The organism is Enterobacter cloacae complex sp. ECL72 (genome assembly GCF_019056635.1).
GTDB lineage: Bacteria > Pseudomonadota > Gammaproteobacteria > Enterobacterales > Enterobacteriaceae > Enterobacter > Enterobacter hormaechei_C.
Window position 1 is genome coordinate 592,310 of the sequence record NZ_CP077659.1, and the last position, 24,076, is coordinate 616,385.

20 protein-coding genes, 3 pseudogenes and 1 other annotated feature are annotated in these 24,076 nt (G+C 55.6%); of the genes and pseudogenes, 14 read left to right on the plus strand and 9 right to left on the minus strand.

Annotated features, from left to right (window positions below; translation table 11 throughout):
* Positions 1-162 precede the first annotated feature (162 nt).
* Positions 163-423, plus strand: a complete 261-nt coding sequence (locus KTH07_RS02790) for a type B 50S ribosomal protein L31 (RefSeq protein ID WP_015571255.1) — start codon at positions 163-165, stop codon at positions 421-423.
* A 2-nt stretch (positions 424-425) separates the two neighbouring features.
* Entirely contained in the window at positions 426-566 is a 141-nt protein-coding gene (gene ykgO / locus KTH07_RS02795) for a type B 50S ribosomal protein L36 (protein ID WP_003859006.1), read from the plus strand.
* Here the strand turns inward: ykgO and KTH07_RS02800 are convergent.
* A complete protein-coding gene (locus KTH07_RS02800; protein WP_023303201.1) occupies positions 563-1,273 on the minus strand; it encodes a GNAT family N-acetyltransferase in 711 nt (236 codons plus the stop codon). The genes ykgO and KTH07_RS02800 overlap by 4 nt on opposite strands.
* 101 nt (positions 1,274-1,374) lie before the next feature.
* On the opposite strand from KTH07_RS02800, the gene KTH07_RS02805 reads away from it, so the two are divergent.
* Positions 1,375-2,835 carry a PLP-dependent aminotransferase family protein gene (locus KTH07_RS02805; protein ID WP_032620143.1) on the plus strand — a complete coding sequence of 487 codons (1,461 nt, stop codon included), beginning with the start codon at positions 1,375-1,377 and terminating at the stop codon, positions 2,833-2,835.
* Here KTH07_RS02805 and KTH07_RS02810 read toward each other — a convergent pair.
* The 6 genes from KTH07_RS02810 to acrA form a co-directional block, all read right to left on the minus strand.
* Positions 2,807-3,274, minus strand: coding sequence for a YlaC family protein (locus tag KTH07_RS02810; protein WP_017383209.1), 468 nt, complete (start codon positions 3,272-3,274; stop codon positions 2,807-2,809). The two genes, KTH07_RS02805 and KTH07_RS02810, sit on opposite strands and share 29 nt — an antisense overlap.
* A 116-nt stretch (positions 3,275-3,390) precedes the next feature.
* Positions 3,391-3,942 (minus strand): maltose O-acetyltransferase, encoded by a 552-nt coding sequence (maa, locus tag KTH07_RS02815; protein WP_023303203.1) that lies wholly within the window; start codon positions 3,940-3,942, stop codon positions 3,391-3,393.
* A gap of 208 nt (positions 3,943-4,150) precedes the next feature.
* A complete protein-coding gene (locus KTH07_RS02820; RefSeq protein WP_015571250.1) occupies positions 4,151-4,369 on the minus strand; it encodes an HHA domain-containing protein in 219 nt (72 codons plus the stop codon).
* Positions 4,370-4,396: 27 nt separating this feature from the next.
* Positions 4,397-4,771 (minus strand): Hha toxicity modulator TomB, encoded by a 375-nt coding sequence (gene tomB / locus KTH07_RS02825; RefSeq protein ID WP_006809850.1) that lies wholly within the window; start codon positions 4,769-4,771, stop codon positions 4,397-4,399.
* Between the two features lie 510 nt (positions 4,772-5,281).
* A complete protein-coding gene (gene acrB, locus KTH07_RS02830) occupies positions 5,282-8,428 on the minus strand; it encodes a multidrug efflux RND transporter permease subunit AcrB (RefSeq protein ID WP_015571248.1) in 3,147 nt (1,048 codons plus the stop codon).
* Positions 8,429-8,450: 22 nt separating this feature from the next.
* A complete protein-coding gene (gene acrA / locus KTH07_RS02835) occupies positions 8,451-9,644 on the minus strand; it encodes a multidrug efflux RND transporter periplasmic adaptor subunit AcrA (protein ID WP_017694395.1) in 1,194 nt (397 codons plus the stop codon).
* 141 nt (positions 9,645-9,785) lie between these two features.
* On the opposite strand from acrA, the gene acrR reads away from it, so the two are divergent.
* The gene (gene acrR, locus KTH07_RS02840; RefSeq protein ID WP_015571247.1) at positions 9,786-10,439 is read left to right on the plus strand and encodes a multidrug efflux transporter transcriptional repressor AcrR; all 654 of its coding nucleotides are present in this window, start codon (positions 9,786-9,788) and stop codon (positions 10,437-10,439) included.
* A 62-nt stretch (positions 10,440-10,501) separates the two neighbouring features.
* Positions 10,502-13,939 carry a mechanosensitive channel MscK gene (mscK, locus tag KTH07_RS02845; RefSeq protein ID WP_371822126.1) on the plus strand — a complete coding sequence of 1,146 codons (3,438 nt, stop codon included), beginning with the start codon at positions 10,502-10,504 and terminating at the stop codon, positions 13,937-13,939.
* Here the strand turns inward: mscK and rsmS are convergent.
* Positions 13,903-14,080 (minus strand): annotated as a pseudogene (gene rsmS / locus KTH07_RS02850) (pleiotropic regulatory protein RsmS). The gene mscK and the pseudogene rsmS overlap by 37 nt on opposite strands.
* 12 nt (positions 14,081-14,092) lie before the next feature.
* Entirely contained in the window at positions 14,093-14,620 is a 528-nt protein-coding gene (priC, locus tag KTH07_RS02855; protein WP_017383213.1) for a primosomal replication protein N'', read from the minus strand.
* A gap of 50 nt (positions 14,621-14,670) precedes the next feature.
* On the opposite strand from priC, the gene KTH07_RS02860 reads away from it, so the two are divergent.
* From KTH07_RS02860 to KTH07_RS02900, 9 genes and pseudogenes are all read left to right on the plus strand, one after another.
* Positions 14,671-15,048, plus strand: a complete 378-nt coding sequence (locus tag KTH07_RS02860; RefSeq protein ID WP_015571246.1) for a DUF454 family protein — start codon at positions 14,671-14,673, stop codon at positions 15,046-15,048.
* A gap of 151 nt (positions 15,049-15,199) precedes the next feature.
* Complete coding sequence (gene apt, locus KTH07_RS02865) at positions 15,200-15,751, plus strand: adenine phosphoribosyltransferase (RefSeq protein WP_000127359.1); 552 nt, start codon at positions 15,200-15,202, stop codon at positions 15,749-15,751.
* A gap of 88 nt (positions 15,752-15,839) precedes the next feature.
* Positions 15,840-17,770, plus strand: a pseudogene (gene dnaX, locus KTH07_RS02870) (DNA polymerase III subunit gamma/tau).
* Positions 17,098-17,163 (plus strand) — a sequence feature (DnaX frameshifting element). It overlaps the preceding pseudogene by 66 nt.
* 53 nt (positions 17,771-17,823) lie before the next feature.
* The gene (locus KTH07_RS02875) at positions 17,824-18,156 is read left to right on the plus strand and encodes a YbaB/EbfC family nucleoid-associated protein (RefSeq protein WP_003858972.1); all 333 of its coding nucleotides are present in this window, start codon (positions 17,824-17,826) and stop codon (positions 18,154-18,156) included.
* The gene (recR, locus tag KTH07_RS02880; protein ID WP_006809843.1) at positions 18,156-18,761 is read left to right on the plus strand and encodes a recombination mediator RecR; all 606 of its coding nucleotides are present in this window, start codon (positions 18,156-18,158) and stop codon (positions 18,759-18,761) included. The genes KTH07_RS02875 and recR overlap by 1 nt, the downstream gene beginning before the upstream one ends.
* A gap of 110 nt (positions 18,762-18,871) precedes the next feature.
* Positions 18,872-20,747, plus strand: a pseudogene (gene htpG, locus KTH07_RS02885) (molecular chaperone HtpG).
* 220 nt (positions 20,748-20,967) lie between these two features.
* A complete protein-coding gene (adk, locus tag KTH07_RS02890) occupies positions 20,968-21,612 on the plus strand; it encodes an adenylate kinase (RefSeq protein WP_006809841.1) in 645 nt (214 codons plus the stop codon).
* A gap of 124 nt (positions 21,613-21,736) precedes the next feature.
* Complete coding sequence (gene hemH / locus KTH07_RS02895) at positions 21,737-22,699, plus strand: ferrochelatase (protein ID WP_017383216.1); 963 nt, start codon at positions 21,737-21,739, stop codon at positions 22,697-22,699.
* A 62-nt stretch (positions 22,700-22,761) separates the two neighbouring features.
* Positions 22,762-24,066 (plus strand): inosine/guanosine kinase, encoded by a 1,305-nt coding sequence (locus tag KTH07_RS02900; protein WP_063161966.1) that lies wholly within the window; start codon positions 22,762-22,764, stop codon positions 24,064-24,066.
* Positions 24,067-24,076 lie beyond the last annotated feature (10 nt).

Below are 24,076 nucleotides of genomic sequence, written 5' to 3' on the forward strand. Positions count from 1 at the left end.
AAAAAGTTTTTTATCGCTAAATGATATAGTTATAGCATGTGACAGTCTCAGGCAGGTATCTGAATCAACCTTTCAAAAACAGGCTGTGCGTGACAGGGGTTGTTTTTGCAGCAAAGCTCAGATAGTATTTTGTTATGTTATAACAATAAATGAAGGCCAGAGATGAAACCGAATATCCATCCAACCTATCGCACCGTTGTGTTTCACGACACCACGGCTAATGAATACTTTAAAGTCGGCTCAACAATTAAGACAGACCGTGAAATTGAGCTGGAGGGGAAAACGTATCCCTACGTTACCCTTGATGTCTCCTCTAAATCACATCCGTTTTATACCGGGAAGCAGAAGACCTTCTCGACGGATGGCAGCGCGGCACGCTTCCGCAAGCGTTTTGGTGGCTTTCTTGATGCGAAGCGAGGCTAATCATGCAGGTGCTGAACTCATTACGCAGTGCAAAACAGCGTCACCCGGATTGCCAGATAGTCAAACGCAAGGGACGCTTATACGTGATCTGCAAATCCAACCCGCGCTTTAAGGCGGTGCAGGGACGTAAAAAAAGACGCTAAACGCGCGTCTCTCGCCAGCTTTCCAGGGAGCTTTTCTGTTTGCCATCGGCGGTAAAATTGTCGGTGGCAAGCCAGCTTTCAAACGCGCTCGCCAGCGCTGGCCACTCTTTGTCGAGAATTGAAAACCAGTCGGTGTCCCGGTTTCGGCCTTTAATGACCAGCGCCTGGCGAAAACGCCCTTCAAACTGAAAGCCCAGACGCAGAGCCGCTTTGCGGGATGGTTCGTTCAGGCTGTTGCACTTCCATTCATAACGCCGGTAGCCCAGGGTATCGAACACGTACCGCATCAGCAGATACTGCGCTTCTGTCGACATGGGCGTGCGACTTAACAGTGACGAGAAGTGAACATGTCCCACTTCCACAACGCCGTTTTTAGGATCGATCCGCATCAGGGACAGCGTCCCGACAGGAGACTGGGTCTGGTTATCGATAACGGTAAAGTGGATGGGATCGGCTAATTCGCTCACGCTCGCCACCCATTCGGCAAACTCCTCTGCGGTGGCATCGGGTTCACGCAGCAGCCACGTCCAGCTTCGGGTATCTCCGGCTAGGGAATACGCAGAGAACAACGCCGGGGCATGCTCCACGCGCAGAGGCTCAAGCCGACAATAGCGACCCTGAAGTATCACCCGGGACGGGTGCGGGCGAGGCTGCCAGTCGATGAGGCTTTCGCCTACAGGTTGTCCAAACTCATTGAATGTATTCATCTTTATTCCCGTCACATTGAAAAGATCTCCAGATTAATGAATTGCTGGTTCCTTAAAAAGAACCACCAGGCTATGTTTTTCTGGTACCACGAGGAGGAAAGATGAATATACCGGGTGATGAGCTTTACACCTTGCTCCATGCTGCGCTGAAAAAACGTGGGGAAGAGACGCTCCAGCGTGCGCTCTATCTTGCTTTGCGGGAGGCCATACTGTGCGGAAGGCTTCGATCCGGCAGCCATTTGCCCGGCTCACGAACGCTGGCGCAGCAGATCTCTGTGTCCCGAAATACCGTCAACGCGGCGCTGGACCAGCTCACGCTCGAAGGTTATTTGCTGCGTAGCCGCCAGGGCACGCGGGTGGGGCAATTCGCTCCTCGGACGATTGCCCGGACATTACCGGACCCGGACGTCAGGCTGACAAAACGTGTCGCCCTGCTGCCCGCGCCTGTGCCGCGCGACACTCCGGTGATGGCGTTTACGCCGGGAACGCCTGCCATCAACTATTTCCCCTTGCCGCTGTGGCGGCGGTTGTACGATCGCGTCCTGCGCGAGGAGGGAAGCGCCCTGTTAGGGTATGGCGACCCGGCCGGCGAGCCGACGCTGCGGGCCGCCATTGCCCGCCATCTTGCGCTCTCCCGCGGCATTGACTGCGATGCCAGCCAGATAGTGATAACCGAAGGGGCGCTGGAGGGCGTCAATCTCTGCACGATGCTGTTAAGCGAGCCGGGGGATGTCGCCTGGGTGGAAAATCCCGGCTATAGCGGCGCCAAAAGCGCTTTTGTCAAAACCGGCCTGGCGATGACAGGCATACCGGTGGATGACGAGGGGATGTGCTGGGAAGGGCTGTCTGCGCCTTCACCCACGCTGATTTTTACCTCGCCATCGCATCAGTTCCCTTGCGGAAGCGTGCTCAGCGCGCGGCGGCGTCTGGCGCTGCTGGAACTGGCCCGGCAGTACAGCGCGTGGATCATTGAGGATGATTACGACAGCGAATTTCGTTATACCGGTGAGCCCGTCCCGGCGATGCTGGGAATGGTCAACAATGCGCCCGTTGTGTATCTGGGGACGTTCAGCAAAACGCTGTTTCCATCGCTCCGGATGGGGTTCATGGTGTTACCGCCAGCGCTGGCGAAGGCGGCGCGTCCGGCCATCGGCTCGCTGCTGCGCGGCGGGCATCGCGCTGAACAGCGCACCCTGGCGCTGTTTATTGAGGAAGGCCACTATGCACGACATCTTGCCGCCATGCGCCGCCTTTATCGTAAGCGTTACCGCCAGCTGCGGGAGGTGCTGAGCGCAGAGCTTCATACGCCGCACCGTGTTCTTGCCGGGGAAGGGGGAATGCATCTGACGCTGGCAATTGACGGTATCGACGACCAGCGGCTGGTAGAGCAGGCGAGAGCGTTTCAGCTGGCACCCGCTGCGCTGAGCGGGTATTACCTTGAGACGAAGCTGGGGCAAACCGGTCTGGTTTTAGGTTACGGCAATACCTCTGCTTCGCAGTTTGCGCCGGGTATCCGACGTCTTCAGGCGCTCATTACGCAGCAGTGGAGCGGGAAAGGGTAAAGACATCATAAAAAGAGAGCTGGCCCTTGGTGGTGACCATTTTCTGCAACTTCTCTTTTTGCCCGGCTTCGACGGCCGGCGAGTGCAGGATGCTGTCGATCAGCTCTTTCGGCACGTAACGCGTGTTGTACCACTCCCCGTTGTAGCACACGCGGAAATCGAGTACGTCGATATCTTCATACCGGTAACGTGGATTGACGTCGAAAAAGAAAAACGCGTTAAACACCACGAACAGCACAACCAGCAGCCAGACGGAATCGACCAGCGTTTCAGACTTCAGCATGACGATAAGCGTTGCCAGCCAGGCGGCGTACATGGCGACGAACAACCCGGGGTGTTTGCGAATAAAGCTGATGCTAAAGCGCGGGCGATTGTCGCGCTTTTCGCGGGTATTGAGATCGTCGATGGTGGCTGTAAGCAGGCGCTGTATCTCTGTCATTTTTTGCCTTTATGATTGTTGAAAATACAGGTGATCTGCCTATTTTATGAGAGGGGTTTACGCGATGAAAGTAACAGTTATGCCAGGAAAAAGCATAACAGTTACTCAGGATACGCTTAGAGCATTTTAATGATTTTCGCCGGATTCCCGCCCACTACCGCATTGGCCGGCACGTCTTTGGTCACTACCGCGCCGGAAGCGATAACCGCATTATCGCCAATGGTCACGCCTGGATTAATCACCGCGCGTCCGCCGATCCAGACATTATCACCAATGGTGACCGGTTTACCGTACTCCAGCCCGCTGTTACGTTCAGTCGCATCCAGAGGATGCGTGGCCGTATAAATGTGCACTCCCGGCGCAAGCATACAGTTATCGCCAATGCGGACAGGGCAGACGTCCAGCATGACGCAATCGAAGTTAGCGTAAAAATTGTTGCCCAGATAGATGTTATACCCGTAGTCGCAGCGGAAGCTTGGCTCTATATAGGCACCTTCGCTTTGACCCAGCAGGTTAGCTAATAAGGCGCGACGTTCGGCCTTCTCATCGGGTGCGGTATGGTTATAGCGGTGAACAAGATGACGCGCGCGTAAACGGTCAGCCCTCAGCGTGTCATCGCCAGGGCGGTAATATTCACCTGCAATCATCTTCTGTTTTTCTTCACTCATGGGAACCTCTCTGGAATCGTTTTACGCAGCGTAAAGAGGATTAACCAGAAAGGGAACGTTCCCTAAAAGTGGCTGTGACGGGAGTCACAACATTCTTGCGCATAAATACGTTTTATACGGGAACCTGGCGTTTGCATTTGAAGCGTAATTCGAAAGGTAAATTCAGCTTAACAACGGGCGTAATGCCTTTACAGTCTCTCTTCAACGATTAACGAACAAATTTCCACACCGAAGAGGGGATCTTGTCATACAGTTTATTCATGGTCAGCTCAGCAAGACGATGGTCGGCAGCTGAATAAAATACCGCCAGTTCATTATCAGACAGCTCGTATTTATTTTTCTCAATAACTCGTTCAAGGGTGTCAATTGACTGGCAGCGTCGCAGGCGCATCAAATAATCGACTTTTGTTAATGGTTTATCAGACATAAATTCACCTTAGTAATTGTAATAATTTTAACAGGAAAGACTAACCGGATTAGCTCTGCTGACATTAGTGAAGCAGCGAAATAGACGGTTTCCTGATTTACGCCATTTCTGCAAATCCTGTGCGTTAATGCCGTAGCTGCTGAACAACATAAAGGTGTCGTCCAGGTATTCATCAATTTGCTCTATCAACTTATTATCTTCATTGTACTTAATTTTATAATTAAGTGCGAAGGTGGCGATATGCTCGATCAGCTCGTTAAGCTGTAAATTGATAGCAGACGTTGGATCGTTCACCCAGCCATGGTTACTTTCTTCAAGATTGGCAAGGCAGTCATGGTACAAGGATTCGCAGAGAAATTTCAACTGCGCGATATCATGCCTTTTTGGCGAGTACTCGTCCATAGCGCATCCCCTTCTGAGTGATTTTTTACTCACCGAACATCATGTCGGGATGGATACAACTTGCTTAGCCACACGGGAGCTGTGTTCCTGATAACTCTAACTATAAGCCACTCTGATCAAGATTTCATCGCGCTATTACGAAAAATTACAATTAAATCGTTACTGTTCGAGCCTTTACGCAAATCTACCTTTTGCAGCGAACGCGTTAATCAATAAAAAAGACGATTTTTATCGGTTCCTTAGAATTCATTGAGTTAGCGCAAAGTTTCATGTGAAGTCCGAAACCAGATATCTTCAGATATTTTCCATTGCTTAGGAATAGTCCGAATAATTTACGTCACGAAATGATAATAAAAGAATGCTGAGTTCCTGGTGTAAGTTATCGGCCTATTATGATAGGCCTTATTAAAAAGGAGGAAAATAAATAGAAAGGCAATAGGTCTATTTTATGATTTTTTCTGAAAAAGAAAAAGGCCGCAAATGCGGCCTTTTTATCATGTGAAACCGGTATCAGTGATGTTCTACCGAATGATTGTGCTCAACGTCTTCATTCTTACGGCTGAAGCGGCGCCGAACCACCACGAAGAACACCGGTACGAAGAAGATCGCAAGAACGGTCGCGGTTACCATCCCACCCATTACGCCGGTACCTACTGCGTTCTGTGCGCCGGAGCCCGCGCCGGAGCTGATAACCAGCGGCATAACGCCGAGGATAAATGCCAGGGACGTCATCAGGATTGGACGCAAACGCATACGAACGGCTTCCAGCGTTGCTTCAATCAGGCCTTTTCCTTCTTTCTCCATCAGATCTTTGGCGAATTCGACGATTAGTATCGCGTTCTTCGCCGACAAGCCAATGGTTGTCAGCAGGCCCACCTGGAAGTAAACGTCGTTGGTCAGCCCACGGAACGTTGCGGCAAGCAGCGCACCGATAACCCCCAGCGGAACCACCAGCATAACGGAGAATGGAATCGACCAGCTCTCATACAATGCCGCCAGACACAGGAACACCACAATCAGTGAAATGGCGTACAGGGCAGGGGCCTGGTTACCGGACAGACGTTCCTGATAGGACATGCCGGTCCAGTCGTAGCCGACACCCGCAGGCAGTTTGCTGGCCAGTTCTTCCATCAGGTTCATGGCTTCACCGGTGCTTCGGCCCGGCGCTGCCTGACCGAGGATTTCCATCGATGGCAAGCCGTTATAACGCTCCAGACGCGGTGAACCGTATTCCCAGCGCGAGGTTGAGAAGGCGGAGAACGGCACCATCTGGCCATCGCTGCCGCGAACATACCAGTTGTTGATATCGTTCGGCAGCATACGGTATTGCGCTTCGGACATCACGTAGACTTTCTTCACGCGACCACGGTCGATGAAGTCGTTGACGTAGCTGCCACCCCAGGCTGCACCCAGCGTGGTATTAATGTCGCTGATGGAAACACCCAGCGCCTGCGCTTTTTCCTGGTCGATATCGATCTTGTACTGCGGCGTATCTTCCAGACCGTTAGGGCGAACGCCCACCAGCAGGTCAGGGTGTTTTGCCACCTCGCCAAACAGCTGGTTACGCGCCTGAGTCAGTTTTTCGTGGCCCAGACCGCCCTGGTCAATCAGCTGGAAGTCGAAGCCGGTCGCCGTACCCAGTTCAACAATCGCTGGCAGGTTAAAGGCGAAGACCATCGCATCTTTAATCTGTGAGAAGGTGCCCATCGCGCGGCCGGTAATGGCTTCTACCTTGTTCTCTGCGCCCGGACGTTCAGACCAGTCTTTCAGAGAAACGAAGGCGATACCGGTGTTCTGACCACGACCCGCGAAGCCAAAGCCGTTAACCGCAAACACGGATTCGACGTTGTCTTTCTCTTTGGTCAGGAAGTAGTCGGTCATCTCATCCAGCACCTTTTGCGTACGCTCTTGCGTCGCACCGGCCGGAAGCTGCGCCATACTCAGGAACACGCCCTGGTCTTCATCTGGCAGGAACGAGCTTGGCAGACGAACGAACAGGAAAGCCATCCCCACCACGATGATGATATAGAGCAGCAGGTAACGACCGGTGCTGCGCAGGATGTTACCCACGCTGTCGGTGTAGTGGTGCGTACTCTTATCAAACATGCGGTTGAACCAGCCGAAGAAGCCCTTATGCTCGCCGTGACCACCTTTCTGAATCGGCTTCAGCATCGTCGCGCACAGGGCTGGCGTCAGGATCAGTGCAACCAGTACCGACAGCGCCATCGCCGAAACTATGGTGATGGAGAACTGACGGTAAATCGCACCGGTAGAGCCACCAAAGAAGGCCATCGGGATAAATACCGCAGACAGTACCATCGCGATACCGACCAGCGCGCCCTGGATCTGGCCCATTGATTTACGGGTTGCTTCCTTCGGCGGCAGGCCTTCTTCCGCCATGACACGCTCGACGTTTTCGACCACCACGATGGCGTCATCCACCAGCAGGCCGATGGCGAGCACCATCCCGAACATCGTCAGGGTGTTTATCGAGTAGCCAAATATCGCCAGCACCGCGAAGGTCCCGAGCAGTACAACCGGCACGGCGATGGTTGGGATCAGCGTTGCGCGGAAGTTTTGCAGGAACAGGTACATCACCAGGAAGACGAGAATGATCGCCTCAACCAGGGTTTTCACCACTTCGTGAATCGAAATTTTAACGAATGGCGTGGTGTCATACGGATAAACGATTTTCAGACCTGACGGGAAGAACGGTTCCATCTTCTTCAGTTCTGCACGGATAGCCGTCGCGGTGTCCAGGGCGTTCGCGCCCGTCGCCAGTTTGATACCCAGACCGGAAGCCGGTTTACCGTTGAACTTCGCAATGATGTCGTAGTTCTCACCGCCCAGCTCAACCTTCGCCACGTCACGCAGGCGAACCTGCGAACCGTCCTGATTCACCTTCAGCAGAATTTTGCTGAACTCATCGGCGGAGGTCAGACGCGTTTGCGCGATGATCGACGCGTTAAGCTGCTGGCCTTTCACCGGCGGTGTACCACCCAACTGACCGGCGGCAACCTGGGCGTTCTGCGCTTTAATTGCGCTGATCACGTCAACCGGCGTCAGCTGGAAGTTGTTCAGTTTATTCGGATCCATCCAGATACGCATCGCGTACTGGGAACCGAACAGCTGAACGTCACCCACACCAGACGTACGGCTGATGGCGTCCTTCATGTTGGCGCCCACGTAGTCGGAAATATCCTCCTGCGTCATGGTGCCGTTGGTGTTGATCACGCCGACAACCATCAGGAAGCTACTGGACGATTTCTCGACGCTCACGCCCTGCTGTTGTACTTCCTGCGGCAGCAGAGGCATCGCCAGCTGCAATTTGTTCTGCACCTGAACCTGTGCAATGTCCGCATCCGTACCGGATTCAAAGGTCAGTGTGATCTGAACCGTACCGGTTGAGTCACTGTTTGAGGACATGTACATCAGGTTATCGATACCGTTCATGTTCTGTTCGATAACCTGCGTAACGGTATCCTGCACCGTTTTGGCATCAGCGCCCGGATAGGTTGCGGAGATCGTCACTGCCGGCGGCGCAATCGTTGGATATTGCGCGACAGGCAGCTTCAGGATCGCAAGTCCCCCGGCCAGCATGATGATTATGGCGATCACCCACGCAAATATGGGGCGATCGATAAAGAAATTAGGCATGTCTTAACGGCTCCTGTTTAAGTTAAGACTTGGTTTGTTCTGACTGGCCAGCGGCCGACGCTTGTTGTTTGTCGTCAGATTTCACTTCCTGAGCTTTGACCTGCGCACCAGGACGAACTTTTTGCAAACCAGTAATAATTACGCGATCGCCATCTTTCAGACCTTCCGTTACCAGCCACTTGTCGCCAATCGCCTGCGTTGCAGTGATATTGCGTGTTTCGACTTTGTTATCGGCACCCACAACCAGTGCGCTCGCATCACCGCGTGGCGTACGGGTCACACCTTGCTGAGGAACCAGAATGGCGCTTGGGTTAGTCCCTTCCTCAAGACGGGCGCGTACGAACATACCGGGCAGCAGGGTTTTATCCGGATTGGGGAAAATGGCCCGGATGGTGATAGAGCCGGTGGTCTGATCGACGGTCACATCAGAAAATTCCAGTGTGCCAGTCTGTGAGAACTTGATACCGTCGTTGGTAACCAGTTCCACTTTGGCTTTACCGTTTTCCTGTTTCAGGGTGCCGTTAGCCAGCTCCTGTTTGAGACGCAGGAAATCGTTGCTGGACTGGGTGACGTCAACGTAGATCGGGTCGAGCTGCTGCACGGTGGCCAGCGCGTTGGTTTGACCGTTCTGCACCAGCGCACCTTCGGTGACGGCTGATTTACCAATGCGACCGCTGATAGGGGAGGTCACTTTGGTGTAGGCCAGGTTAATACGCGCGGTTTCTACCGCCGCTTTCGCCGCCACAACGGCTGCGTTGGCTTGCTGTGCATCGGCCAGGGCAGAATCGTAATCCTGTTGGCTGATGTACTGCGTGCCGAGCAGTTTCTTGTAACGATTCAACGTCAGCTGCGAGATTTTGGCTGCCGCTTCGGCTTTAGCCAGATCGCCCTTAGCGCTCTCATAAGACGCCTGATAGGTTGCTGGATCAATCTGATACAGAGACTCGCCTGCCTTGACATCACCGCCTTCGGTGAAGTTACGTTTCAGGATGATACCGCTCACCTGCGGACGCACTTCCGCAATGCGGTAGGCGCTGGTGCGGCCCGGTAGTTCTGTTGTCATCTGGAGAGGTTCGGATTTGAGCGTCACGACGCCAACTTCTGGCACCTGCTGAGCTCCTTGTTGAGCCTGTTTGTCGTCACATCCTGTAAGCGCTAAGCTGCCTGAGAGCATCAGAACGACCGCCAGAGGCGTTAACCCTCTGTTTTTGTTCATATGTAAACCTCGAGTGTCCGATTTCAAATTGATCAAGGGTCCTGAGTCTAAAAACCCATTGCTGCGTTTATATTATCGTCATGCTATGGTACATACATTCATAAATGTATGTAAATCTGACTCCTGTAAATTCATCAACGTATGGCACGAAAAACCAAACAACAAGCGCTGGAAACCCGACAACACATTCTGGATGTGGCAATGCGTTTGTTCTCACAGCAGGGTGTTTCGGCAACCTCGCTGGCACAGATTGCTCAGGCCGCGGGCGTCACGCGGGGAGCGATTTACTGGCATTTCAAAGACAAGTCCGATCTGTTTGGTGAAATCTGGGAGCTTTCAGAGTCCAGCATTAGCGATCTTGAGAGTGAGTATCGGGCAAAATTCCCTCACGATCCACTCTCAGTGTTAAGAGAAATTCTAGTATATATCCTTGAAGCGACGGTTGTTGAAGAGCGTCGTCGTCTGATGATGGAAATCATCTTCCATAAATGTGAGTTCGTTGGTGAAATGGCGGTGGTTCAACAGGCGCAGCGCGACCTGTGTCTGGAAAGCTACGATCGCATCGAACAGGTCCTCACGGAGTGCATGCAGGCCAAAATGCTTCCTGCCACATTACTCACCCGCCGGGCGGCGATCCTGATGCGCAGCTATATTTCCGGCCTGATGGAAAACTGGCTTTTTGCTCCGGAGTCGTTCGATCTCAGATCAGAGGCGCGCAGCTACGTCGAAATTTTTCTTGAGATGTGCCAGCTCTGTCCGACCCTTCAAAGTAAACTTAGCCCGCGCTCTGCCTGATCGGGCATGGGAAAAATCGTAGACCCTTTCCGTCGTACTATTCTGCTTCAGCCGGGCGTGATATCCTTCATGCCCGACTATTTCCGGTCATTTCTCACATCACATTCACAACTATGCTGCACATCAATCGCTCGCAACATCCTGTTCTGGCCCTGTTTTTGATCCTGCTGTTTTACTTTGCAGCCGCGCCGCTTTCATGGGCCCGTGCAGACAACGGCAGTGACATTCCCACGCGTGCTGATGTTCAGTCGCAACTCGACACCCTGAATAAGCAAAAAGATCTCTCCGCCCAGGAAAAACTCGTTCAGCAGGATCTGACGGAAACCCTGGAAACGCTGGACAAGATCGATCGCATCAAAGCCGAAACGGCCCAGCTACGGCAGAAGGTCGCTCAGGCGCCGGAGAACATGCGTAAGGCAACGGAGGCGCTGAGTGCGCTCAGCGACGTCGATAACGACGATGAAACCCGAAAAACGCTTGCCACGCTGTCGTTGCGCCAGCTTGAGTCGCGCGTGGCGCAGCTGCTGGACGATCTGCAAACGGCGCAGTCCGATCTCTCAACCTACAACAGCCAGCTGGTTTCGCTGCAAACCCAGCCTGAGCGCGTGCAGAACGCTATGTACTCGGCGTCGCAACAGCTACAGCAGATACGTAACCGTCTGAATGGCATCACCGTGGGGGAAGGGGCGCTTCGTCCCACCCAGCAAACGCTGCTGAACATCCAGCAGACGCTGCTAAACGCGGAGATTGAACAGCAGCGTAAGAGCCTGGAAGGCAACACGGTGCTACAGGATGCGCTGCAAAAACAGCGTGACTACGTGACCGCGAATATCAACCGGCTTGAGCATCAGCTTCAGCTGTTGCAGGAAGCGGTGAACAGCAAGCGCCTGACGCTGACTGAAAAAACGGCGCAGGAAGCGGTTTCGCCAGACGAGACGGCCCGTATTCAGGCCAACCCGCTGGTGAAGCAGGAGCTGGAGATTAACCACCAACTGAGCGAGCGTCTGATTCAGGCGACTGAAAGCGGCAGCGCGCTGGTGCAGCAGAATATTAAGGTCAAAAACTGGCTGGATCGCGCTTTGCAGGCCGAGCGCAACGTCAAGGAGCAGATTGCCGTCCTGAAGGGCAGCCTGCTGCTGTCGCGCATTCTCTACCAGCAACAGCAGACGCTGCCTTCCGCCGACGAGCTGGAAGACATGACCAACCGCATTGCGGATTTGCGTCTTGAACAGTTTGACGTTAACCAGCAGCGCGATGCGCTATTTCAGAGCGATACCTTCGTTGCCAAAGTGGAAGAGGGCCATTCAGGTGAAGTGAATGCTGAAGTTCACGACGCGCTGTTGCAGGTGGTGGACATGCGCCGCGAATTGCTCGATCAGCTTAACAAGCAGCTGGGCAACCAGCTGATGATGGCGATTAACCTGCAAATCAACCAGCAGCAGCTGGTGAGCGTTTCTAAAAGCCTCCAGGAGATCCTGACCCAGCAGATTTTCTGGGTGAACAGCAATAAACCCATGGACTGGGACTGGTTTAAATCTTTCCCGGAAACGCTGAAATCCCAGATCAAAAGCATGAAAATTACCGTGAACTGGGAGAAAGCCTGGCCTGCGGTGATGATTGCCTTCCTGACGGGGCTGCCTTTGCTGCTCATCGCTGGCGTCATACGCTGGCGTTTGAAATGGCTGAAACAGTACCAGGCGAAGCTGGCCTCGGAAGTGGGGCAACTGCGTAACGACAGCCAACTGCACACCCCGAAAGCGATCCTGATCGATCTGATCCGTGCTCTGCCGGTCTGCCTGTTGATACTCGCCGTGGGCCTGATCCTGCTGACCATGCAGCTGAATATCAGCGATCTGCTGTGGGCGTTCAGCAAGAAGCTGGCGCTGTTCTGGCTGGTGTTTGGTCTGTGCTGGAAAGTGCTGGAAAAAGATGGCGTCGCCGTCCGCCACTTCAACATGCCGGAAAAACTCACCAGCCACTGGCGTCGCCAGATTGTGCGCATCAGCCTCGCGCTGCTGCCGCTGCACTTCTGGTCAGTTGTGGCGGAGCTTTCCCCGCTGCACCTGATGGATGACGTGCTGGGGCAACTGGTGATTATGCTGAACCTGCTGCTGATTGCCGTTCTGATGTGGCCAATGTGCCGCGACAGCTGGCGGGATAAAGAGTCCCACAATCTTCGTCTGGCTACCGTAACGGTACTGGCGATCATTCCTCTGGCGCTGATGGTGCTGACGGCGACGGGTTACTTCTATACCACGCTGCGTCTGTCCGGTCGCTGGATCGAAACGGTTTATCTGGTGATTGTATGGAACCTGCTGTTCCAGACCGTGCTGCGTGGTTTGAGCGTGGCGGCGCGCCGCATTGCTTATCGTCGTGCTGTTGCCCGTCGGCAGCATCAGGTGAAAGAGGGGGCTGAAGGGGCAGAGCCGCAGGAAGAGCCGACCATTGCTCTGGAGCAGGTTAACCAGCAAACGATGCGTATTACCATGCTGGTGATGATCGCCCTGTTTGCGGTGATGTTCTGGGCCATCTGGTCTGATTTAATTACCGTCTTCGCCTACCTCGACAGTATCACGCTCTGGCAATACAACGGTACCGAAGCGGGCGCTGCGGTAATGAAAAGCGTCACCATGGGCAGCCTGCTCTTTGCGCTGGTGTCGTCAGTGGTTGCCTGGGCGTTGATCCGCAACCTGCCGGGTCTGCTGGAAGTGCTGGTGCTCTCAAGGCTGAACCTGCGTCAGGGGGCGTCGTACGCCATTACCACCATCCTGAACTATGTCATTATTATTGTCGGGGCGATGACGGTATTCGGCTCGCTGGGCGTCTCGTGGGATAAACTCCAGTGGCTGGCGGCGGCGTTGTCGGTGGGTCTGGGCTTCGGCTTGCAGGAGATCTTCGGTAACTTTGTCTCTGGCCTGATTATCCTGTTCGAACGTCCGGTGCGTATCGGCGATACCGTCACCATCGGTACTTTCTCCGGGACCGTCAGCAAGATCCGCATTCGTGCGACCACCATTACCGACTTCGATCGTAAAGAGGTGATCATCCCGAACAAAGCGTTTGTGACCGAGCGTCTGATCAACTGGTCGCTCTCGGATACCACCACTCGCGTGGTGATCCGACTCGGGGTGGCCTATGGCTCGGATCTGGACAAGGTGAAAGAGGTACTGCTGAAGGCGGCAGCCGACCATCCAAAAGTGATGCACGATCCTGCGCCAGCGGTATTCTTCACCACCTTCGGGCCGAGCACTTTGGATCATGAGCTGCGCCTGTACGTACGCGAACTGCGCGATCGCAGCTACACCGTCGATGAGCTGAACCGCACCATTGACCGTCTGTGTCGTGAAAACGATATTAATATCGCCTTTAACCAGCTTGAGGTTCATCTGCGCAACGAGAAAGGCGATGAGCATACGGAAGTGAAGCGCGAGATTAAGGGGGGACGACCCTACTCCCGCCTAATCTATTTCCCTCTCCCCTCTGGGGAGAGGGTAGGGTGAGGGGGAAGTTTCCCCTCAAAATCTCGTCGCACAATCTCCAGCGCTTTCAGCACCGTCTCCGCCGGGATCTCGTGATTCTCCAGCAGCATAATTAAATCGACGGCCAGCTTGACCTCGTCGGGGGGCATTTTCCAGTGACATCAGTGGCTCCTGTTAACGGGTCAGGCGTTCGATGACGCGTTCAATCTCATCCAGCGCCTGACGGCAGCGGACGATGCGGCCTTCCAGCGCGCTGATTTCACGCATTAATAACTGCTGCTCTTCCAGCGTTTCGCTGGTGTTCAGGCGGGCTTCGCGCTCGCGCTTCATCTCAAACAGACGGCGCTCAAACTCCTGGTTCTCCAGCCGCTTGCGCTGCCATTTTCCGAGTCCCGGCGAGGCGCTGTCCCACGCCCGTAACGGCCAGGCGGCGATTTCCCGGTGCAGGGCGGTGATCTGCTCGGTAAGATGCTCCGCAAGCCACGCGACCTGTTCCTGCTGTTCACTCTCAACCGCGTGACGAAGCTCGTCGAGATTGGTCTGCGCTTCAGCAAGATAATCCTCAATGACGGTGCTGCGGGTGCGGAAGAGCTGTCGGTCAAAGCGCGGTTTCAGCGTGGCGTGGCCCATCAACGGCGTGGCCTGCGCCCGCAGCGCGATCAGCTGATTTTGCAGCCTCTCAAGAAGCAGTGCTGTTTTCAAGGCGCTCTCCAGTGGTAAAGTAGCCGTTCAGTTTGATAACGATTCGCATTATGCAGCGTACTATTTTAATCATCATTGGCTGGCTCGCGGTAGTGCTGGGCACGCTGGGTGTGGTTTTACCCTTGCTGCCGACCACCCCGTTTATCCTGTTGGCCGCCTGGTGCTTCGCCCGCTCGTCGCCGCGTTTTCACCACTGGCTTCTGTACCGCTCGTGGTTTGGCGGCTACCTGCGGCACTGGCAAAAACACCGGGCCATGCCGCCCGGGGCTAAGCCGCGCGCCATTGCCTTCATCCTTATCACCTTCGCCGTCTCGTTATGGCTGGTGAAAATGATGTGGGTGCGCATTCTGCTGCTGGCGATCCTGGTTTGCCTGCTGATCTTTATGTGGCGGATCCCCGTGGTTGATGAAAAGCAACAAAAGCACTGAAGCCTCATCATGGCGGTTGCAATTATGGCGCACAGCCAGTAAATTCGACCGTTTTCGAGCACAGGTGCGCCTGGTCAAAGGTTAAACAACTGTTACTTTGACCGACTCGTCGCGCGCCGTGAGTAACACTGTTTCATTTAGGCACAAACCGATGACCGCAACTGCACAGCAGCTTGAATATCTGAAAAATAGCATCAAAAGTATCCAGGACTATCCAAAACCTGGCATTCTTTTCCGCGATGTCACCAGCTTGCTGGAAGACCCGAAAGCGTACGCCCTCAGCATTGAACTGCTGGTTGAGCGTTATAAAAACGCCGGGATCACCAAAGTAGTAGGTACTGAAGCCCGTGGCTTCCTGTTTGGCGCACCGGTTGCGCTGGCGATGGGCGTGGGTTTTGTGCCGGTGCGTAAGCCGCGCAAACTGCCGCGTGAAACCATTGCTGAGAGCTATGAGCTGGAATACGGCACCGATCAGCTGGAAATTCACGTTGATGCCATCAAGCCAGGCGACAAAGTGCTGGTGGTGGACGATCTGCTGGCAACCGGCGGCACCATCGAAGCGACCGTGAAGCTGATCCGTCGTCTGGGCGGGGAAGTGACCGACGCGGCATTCATCATCAACCTGTTCGATCTCGGCGGCGAGCAGCGCCTGGAAAAACAGGGTATTACCAGCTACAGCCTGGTGCCATTCCCGGGACATTAATCCCGTATCTCACAACCTCGCTCAATGGGTGAGGTTGTGATAGCATTCCCCTCCATTAATTCACCTTCCAGCGTTGCAGAGCCTGCCCATGAGTTATCAGGTGTTAGCCCGTAAATGGCGACCACAAACCTTTGCTGACGTTGTCGGTCAGGAACATGTGCTGACGGCCCTGGCGAACGGCTTGTCGCTAGGTCGCATCCATCACGCCTATCTTTTCTCCGGCACCCGCGGCGTCGGTAAAACCTCTATTGCCCGTCTGCTGGCAAAAGGTCTGAACTGCGAAACCGGGATCACCGCCACCCCGTGCGGCGTGTGCGACAACTGTCGTGAGATCGAGCAGGGGCGTTTTGTCGATCTGATTGAGATCGACGCCGCCTCGCGCACCAAAGTGGAAGATACCCGCGATCTGCTCGACAACGTGCAGTACGCCCCGGCGCGCGGCCGCTTCAAGGTCTATCTGATCGATGAAGTGCACATGCTGTCGCGCCACAGCTTCAACGCCCTGCTGAAAACGCTGGAAGAGCCGCCTGCGCATGTCAAATTCCTGCTGGCGACCACCGATCCGCAAAAGCTGCCGGTCACGATCCTCTCGCGCTGCCTGCAATTCCACCTGAAGGCGCTCGACGTTGAGCAGATCCGCGCTCAGCTTGAGCATATCCTCGATGAAGAGAACATTGTCCACGAGCCGCGTGCGCTGCAACTGCTGGCCCGTGCCGCGGACGGCAGCCTGCGCGATGCGCTGAGCCTGACCGACCAGGCGATTGCCAGCGGTGACGGTAAACTCTCCACCGACGCGGTCAGTACCATGCTCGGCACGCTGGATGACGATCAGGCGCTGTCGCTTATTGAAGCGATGATTGCCGCCAACGGTGAGCGAGTGATGGCGCTCGTCAACGACGCCGCTGCCCGTGGCATTGAGTGGGAAGCGCTGCTTGTCGAGATGCTCAGCCTGCTGCACCGCGTGGCGATGCTGCAACTGTCTCCGTCGGCCATTGGCGCGGACATGGCGACCATTGAACAGCGGATGCGTGAACTTGCGCGCACCGTGCCGCCGGCTGACGTTCAGCTTTATTATCAGACGCTGCTGATTGGCCGCAAAGAGCTGCCGTTTGCACCGGATCGCCGGATGGGCGTTGAAATGACGCTGCTGCGCGCGCTGGCCTTCCATCCGCGCAAGCCATTGCCGGAGCCGGAAACGCCCCGGCAGTCCTTTGCGCCGGTTGCGCCGACCGCGGTAATGTCACCGCAGCAGGTGCCACCGCAACCGGCATCGCCGCCGCCGCAAAACGTGCCGCTGTCGGATGCCACCAGTTCGGTGCTTGCCGCACGAAGCCAGTTGCAACGTGCGCAGGGGAGCAACCAAACCAAAAAAGAGTGAACCGGCAGCGCCTGCAAGAGCGCGGCCGGTGAACAACGCCGCGCTTGAACGACTGGCCTCGGTAACGGAGCGCGTGCAGTCGCGTCCGGCACCGTCCGCGCTCGAGCAAAAAGCCCCGGCGAAAGAAGAGGCATACCGCTGGAAGGCGACCACCGTTGTTGAAACGGTCAAGGAAGTGGTCGCCACGCCAAAAGCGCTGAAAAAGGCGCTGGAGCATGAAAAAAACGCCGGAGCTATCCGCGAAGCTCGCGGAAGAGTCCATCGAGCGCGATGCCTGGGCCGCCGAGGTCAGCAAACTGCAACTGCCGAAGCTGGTGGAGCAGGTCGCGCTGAACGCCTGGAAAGAGCAGGACGGTAATCAGGTGCGTCTGCACCTGCGCCCTTGCCAGCGGCACCTCAACTCCCCTGGCGCGCAAAAGGCGCTGGCCGAGGCGCTTACCGCATTACAGGGTGTACCGGTTGAATTGACTATCATTGAAGATGATAATCCGGCGGTGAAAACGCCGCTCGAGTGGCGTCAGGCCATTTATGAAGAGAAGCTCGCGCAGGCGCGCGAGGCGATAATTGCGGATAACAACATCCAGACCCTGCGTCGGTTCTTCGACGCCGATCTGGATGAAGAGAGTATTCGCCCCATTTGATCGTGAGTCTGACTTACGGTTGTAATCCTTAACGTGAAAGAAGAGAGAAGCCTATGTTTGGTGGAAAAGGCGGTCTGGGTGGCCTGATGAAGCAGGCTCAGCAGATGCAGGAAAAAATGCAGAAGATGCAGGAAGAGATCGCTCAGCTGGAAGTCACGGGTGAATCCGGTGCCGGTCTGGTCAAGGTGACTATCAACGGTGCGCATAACTGCCGTCGCGTTGAAATCGACCCGAGCCTGCTCGAAGACGACAAAGAGATGCTGGAAGATCTGGTTGCAGCCGCGTTTAACGATGCCGCTCGCCGTATCGACGAAACCCAGAAAGAGAAAATGGCCTCTGTTTCCAGCGGTATGCAACTGCCGCCGGGCTTTAAGATGCCATTCTGATGCAAACCAGTCCGCTGCTCACGCAGTTAATGGAAGCACTGCGCTGCCTGCCGGGCGTTGGCCCGAAGTCGGCGCAGCGTATGGCGTTTACGCTATTGCAGCGCGACCGCAGCGGCGGGATGCGCCTGGCGCAGGCTCTGACCCGCGCCATGTCAGAAATTGGCCACTGTGCGGATTGCCGGACCTTTACCGAGCAGGACGTATGTAACATCTGCACGAACCCGCGTCGTCAGGAAAACGGTCAGATTTGCGTGGTGGAGAGTCCGGCGGACATCTACGCCATCGAACAAACCGGGCAGTTTTCCGGCCGCTATTTCGTGCTGATGGGGCATCTCTCCCCGCTGGATGGCATCGGCCCGGACGATATCGGTCTCGATCGCCTGGAGCAGCGCCTGGAGTCGGAAACCATCAAAGAGGTGATCCTCGCCACCAACCCGACGGTGGAAGGGGAGGCAACCGCCAACTACATCGCCGAACTGTGCGCGCAGTACGGCGTTGACGCCAGCCGCATCGCCCACGGCGTGCCGGTCGGCGGTGAGCTGGAGATGGTCGACGGCACCACGCTGTCACACTCGCTGGCCGGACGTCACAAGATTATTTTCTGACCAAACGGAGGCTGCGCGCGCGGCCTCCGCTTGAAAATTCCTCCCCTTATCCCCATCTCTCACTCAACGTTTTACAACCCCATTAAATGGCATTGTTGAGGTCGACTTAGATGAAAGGACAAGAAACCCGTGGTTTCCAGTCAGAAGTAAAACAGCTTCTGCACCTGATGATCCATTCCCTGTATTCCAACAAAGAAATCTTCCTGCGTGAGCTGATTTCCAACGCCTCTGATGCGGCGGACAAGCTGCGCTTCCGCGCGCTGTCTAACCCGGATCTGTATGAAGGCGACGGCGAGCTGCGCGTGCGCGTCTCGTTTAATAAAGAGAACCGCACCCTGACCATCGCCGATAACGGCATCGGGATGAACCGCGACGAGGTGATTGACCACCTCGGAACCATCGCCAAATCCGGCACCAAAGCGTTCCTTGAGTCCATGGGCTCTGACCAGGCGAAAGACAGCCAGCTGATCGGTCAGTTCGGCGTAGGCTTCTACTCGGCGTTCATCGTGGCGGACAAAGTCACCGTGCGCACCCGCGCCGCGGGCGACAGCGTCGAGAACGGCGTGCTGTGGGAGTCTAAAGGTGAAGGTGAATACACCGTTGATGACATCACCAAAGCGGATCGCGGCACCGAAATCACCCTGCACCTGCGTGAAGGCGAAGACGATTTCCTGAACGACTGGCGCGTACGCTCCATTATCAGCAAATATTCCGACCATATCGCGCTGCCGGTAGAGATTGAAAAACAGGAAGAGAAAGACGGCGAAACCGTGGTTTCCTGGGAGAAAATCAACAAGGCGCAGGCGCTGTGGACGCGTAATAAAGCTGAAATTAAAGACGACGAGTACAACGAGTTTTACAAGCACATCGCCCACGACTTCACCGATCCGCTGACCTGGAGCCACAACCGTGTGGAAGGGAAACAGGAGTACACCAGCCTGCTGTACATTCCGGCGCAGGCGCCGTGGGACATGTGGAACCGCGATCACAAGCACGGCCTGAAGCTGTACGTGCAGCGCGTCTTCATCATGGACGACGCCGAGCAGTTCATGCCGAACTACCTGCGCTTTGTGCGTGGCCTGATAGACTCCAACGATCTGCCGCTGAACGTCTCCCGTGAAATTCTTCAGGACAGCACCGTCACCCGTAACCTGCGCAACGCCCTGACCAAACGTGCGTTGCAGATGCTGGAAAAACTGGCGAAGGACGATGCGGAAAAATACCAGACCTTCTGGAAACAGTTTGGCCTGGTGCTGAAAGAAGGTCCGGCGGAAGATACTGCGAACGTGGAAGCTATCGCTAAACTGCTGCGCTTCGCCTCTACGCACAACGACTCCTCCGCCCAGACCGTGTCGCTGGAAGAGTACGTCTCCCGCATGAAAGAAGGGCAGGAGAAGATCTACTACATCACCGCCGACAGCTATGCGGCAGCGAAGAGCAGCCCGCATCTGGAACTACTGCGTAAGAAAGGCATCGAAGTGCTGCTGCTGTCTGACCGCATCGACGAGTGGATGATGAACTACCTGACCGAGTTCGACGGTAAATCCTTCCAGTCCGTTGCCAAAGCCGACGAGTCTATCGATAAGCTGGCGGATGAAGTGGACGACAGCGCGAAAGAAGCCGAGAAGGCGCTGGAGCCGTTCGTTGAGCGCGTTAAAACGCTGCTGGGCGACCGCGTGAAAGAGGTGCGCTTCACGCACCGTCTGACCGATACGCCAGCCATTGTCACCACCGATGCGGACGAAATGAGCACCCAGATGGCGAAACTGTTCGCTGCGGCGGGCCAGGGCCGTGCCGGATGTGAAATATATCTTTGAGCTTAATCCGGATCACCCGCTGGTGAAACGCGCGGCGGATACCCAGGACGACGCCCGCTTTGCGGAGTGGGTTGAACTGCTGCTGGATCAGTCCCTGCTGGCCGAGCGCGGTACGCTGGAAGATCCTAACCTGTTCATTAAACGTGTGAATGCGCTGCTGCTGGCGTAATCTTCCCTCACCCCGGCCCTCTCCCACAGGGAGAGGGTGAAAGAGTTCCCTCTCCCTGTGGGAGAGGGTTAGGGTGAGTGCACCAGACCGCACTCTCCCAAATTATCTCCCCCCCCGTTAACCGTTTCAGCCTTCCCGCCTTCCTTGAGCCATACCCGTTCTGGTGGTATTGTTTAGCGCTTTTTGAAAAATTGAATCGACTTTTGAGGGGATTTTCGCAATGCGTATTATTCTGCTTGGCGCTCCGGGCGCGGGTAAAGGAACTCAGGCTCAGTTCATCATGGAGAAATACGGTATTCCGCAAATCTCCACCGGTGACATGCTGCGCGCCGCTGTTAAATCTGGCTCCGAGCTGGGTAAACAAGCGAAAGACATCATGGACGCAGGCAAACTGGTGACCGACGAACTGGTTATCGCGCTGGTTAAAGAGCGCATTGCTCAGGAAGACTGCCGTAACGGTTTCCTGCTGGACGGCTTCCCGCGCACCATTCCTCAGGCTGACGCCATGAAAGAAGCGGGCATCAACGTGGATTACGTGCTGGAGTTCGACGTACCAGACGAGCTGATCGTTGACCGTATCGTTGGCCGTCGCGTACACGCTGCTTCTGGCCGCGTTTACCACATCAAATTCAACCCACCTAAGGTTGAAGGCAAAGACGACGTGACCGGCGAAGAGCTGACCACCCGTAAAGACGATCAGGAAGAAACCGTGCGTAAACGCCTGGTGGAATACCATCAGATGACCGCACCGCTGATCGGCTACTACACCAAAGAAGCGCAGGCGGGTAACACCAAATACGCGAAAGTGGACGGCACCAAAGCCGTGGCTGACGTACGTGCAGAGCTGGAAAAAATCCTCGGCTAAGCGCACCTCTCTCACCCGGAGCCCCGGGTGAGAAAAATTCTCATCTTACCTATTACAGCAATGGGTTTCGTTTAAACGCATTTCCGCTACAATTGACAGCCTATCAAATGGTTAAGAGGCGTGAATGAGTCAGGCGAAAACCGGCATCCTGCTTGCCAATCTGGGCACCCCAGAAGCACCTACTCCAGCGGCGGTCAAACGCTACCTGCGACAATTTTTAAGCGACACGCGCGTCGTGGATACCCCAAGACTGCTGTGGTGGCCACTGCTGCGTGGCGTCATTCTGCCGATTCGTTCCCCGCGTGTGGCAAAGCTCTATCAGTCCGTGTGGATGGAAGAGGGCTCGCCGCTGATGGTGTACAGCCGTCGTCAGGAGAAGGCGCTGGCCGCCCGCCTGCCGGACATGCCCGTTGCGCTCGGCATGAGCTACGGTAAGCCGTCCCTGGAAAGCGCCGTCGACTCTCTGCTGGCGCAGGGCGTTGAACACATTGTGGTGCTGGCCCTTTATCCGCAGTACTCGTGCTCCACGGTAGCTGCCGTCTGGGACGAACTGGCGCGCATTCTGGCGACCCGCCGCCGTATACCGGGTATCACCTTTATCCGCGACTACGCCGATAACGAGCTGTACATTCAGGCGCTTGCCAGCAGCGCGCGCGCGTCGTTTGAAAAACACGGCGAGCCGGATCTGCTGCTGCTCTCCTATCACGGTATTCCGCAGCGTTTCGCGAACGAAGGGGATGATTACCCCCAGCGTTGCCGCGATACCACCCGCGAGCTGGTCTCCGCCCTCGGCCTGCCGCCTGAGAAGGTGATGATGACCTTCCAGTCGCGCTTCGGCCGTGAACCGTGGCTCACCCCGTATACTGATGAAACGCTTAAGATGCTGGGCGAGAAGGGCGTGAAGCACATTCAGGTGATGTCGCCGGGCTTCTCGGCGGACTGTCTGGAAACGCTGGAAGAGATTGCCGTCCAGAACAAAGAGTTCTTTATGGAGGCGGGCGGAACGAAATACGAATACATTCCTGCGCTTAACGACTCCCCTGAACACATCGACATGATGGTCTCACTGGTCACCACCCGCCGCTGATCGCGTTACGGGCCGGGTTTGTGCTACCATTCCCGGCCCGTATTCTTTGCACAGTTCAGACCATGAAATTTCCCGGTAAACGTAAGTCCAAACACTATTTCCCCGTCGATGCCCGCGATCCGCTGTTACAGCAAATTCAGCAGGAAAGCGAAACCAGCGCTGCCTGGGTGGTCGGTATCGATCAGACGCTGGTGGACATTGAAGCCAAAGTGGATGATGCGTTTGTCGCACGTTACGGTCTGAGCGCCGGGCACTCGCTGGTGATTGAGGATGACGTTGCTGAAGTGCTGTATCAGGAGCTGGTGCGCGAAAATCTTATCACCCACCAGTTTGCCGGCGGCACCATCGGCAACACCATGCACAACTACTCCGTACTGGCAGACGACCGCTCGGTGCTGCTTGGCGTGATGTGCAGCAATATCGAAATCGGTGGCTATGCCTACCGCTACCTGTGCAATACCTCCAGCCGCACCGATCTGAACTATTTGCAGGGCGTTGACGGGCCGATTGGCCGCTGCTTTACGCTGATAAGCGATTCCGGCGAGCGTACCTTTGCCATCAGCCCCGGCCATATGAATAAGCTGCGCGCTGAAAGTATCCCGGAAGAGGTGATCGCGGGCGCGTCTGCGCTGGTACTGACCTCCTATCTGGTGCGCTGCAAGCCGGGCGAACCAATGCCGGACGCAACCATGAAGGCAATTGAGTACGCGAAGAAATACAACGTGCCTGTGGTTCTGACGCTGGGCACCAAATTCGTCATTGCCGACAACCCGGAGTGGTGGCAGGCCTTCCTGAAAGAACACGTCTCGATTCTGGCGATGAATGAAGAAGAAGCCGAAGCGCTGACCGGCGAAAGCGATCCGCTGCTGGCGTCTGATAAGGCGCTGGACTGGCTAGATCTGGTGCTCTGCACCGCCGGGCCGGTCGGGCTGTATATGGCGGGCTTCACGGAAGAAGAGAGCAAGCGGAAAACCCAGCACCCGCTGCTGCCGGGCGCAATCGCCGAATTTAACCAGTACGAGTTCAGCCGCGCCATGCGTCATAAAGACTGCATCAACCCGCTGCGTATCTTCTCCCACATCGCACCGTATATGGGTGGCCCCGAGAAGATCATGAACACCAACGGCGCGGGCGACGGCGCGCTGGCCGCGCTGCTGCACGACATCACCGCCAACGCCTACCACAAAACCAATGTGCCGAATTCCAGCAAGCACACCTTCAACTGGCTGACCTACTCCTCGCTGGCGCAGGTTTGCAAGTACGCGAACCGCGTGAGTTATCAGGTGCTGAACCAGCATTCACCGCGCTTAACGCGGGGGCTGCCGGAACGGGAAGACAGCCTCGAAGAGGCGTATTGGGACAGGTAAAAGCAAAACG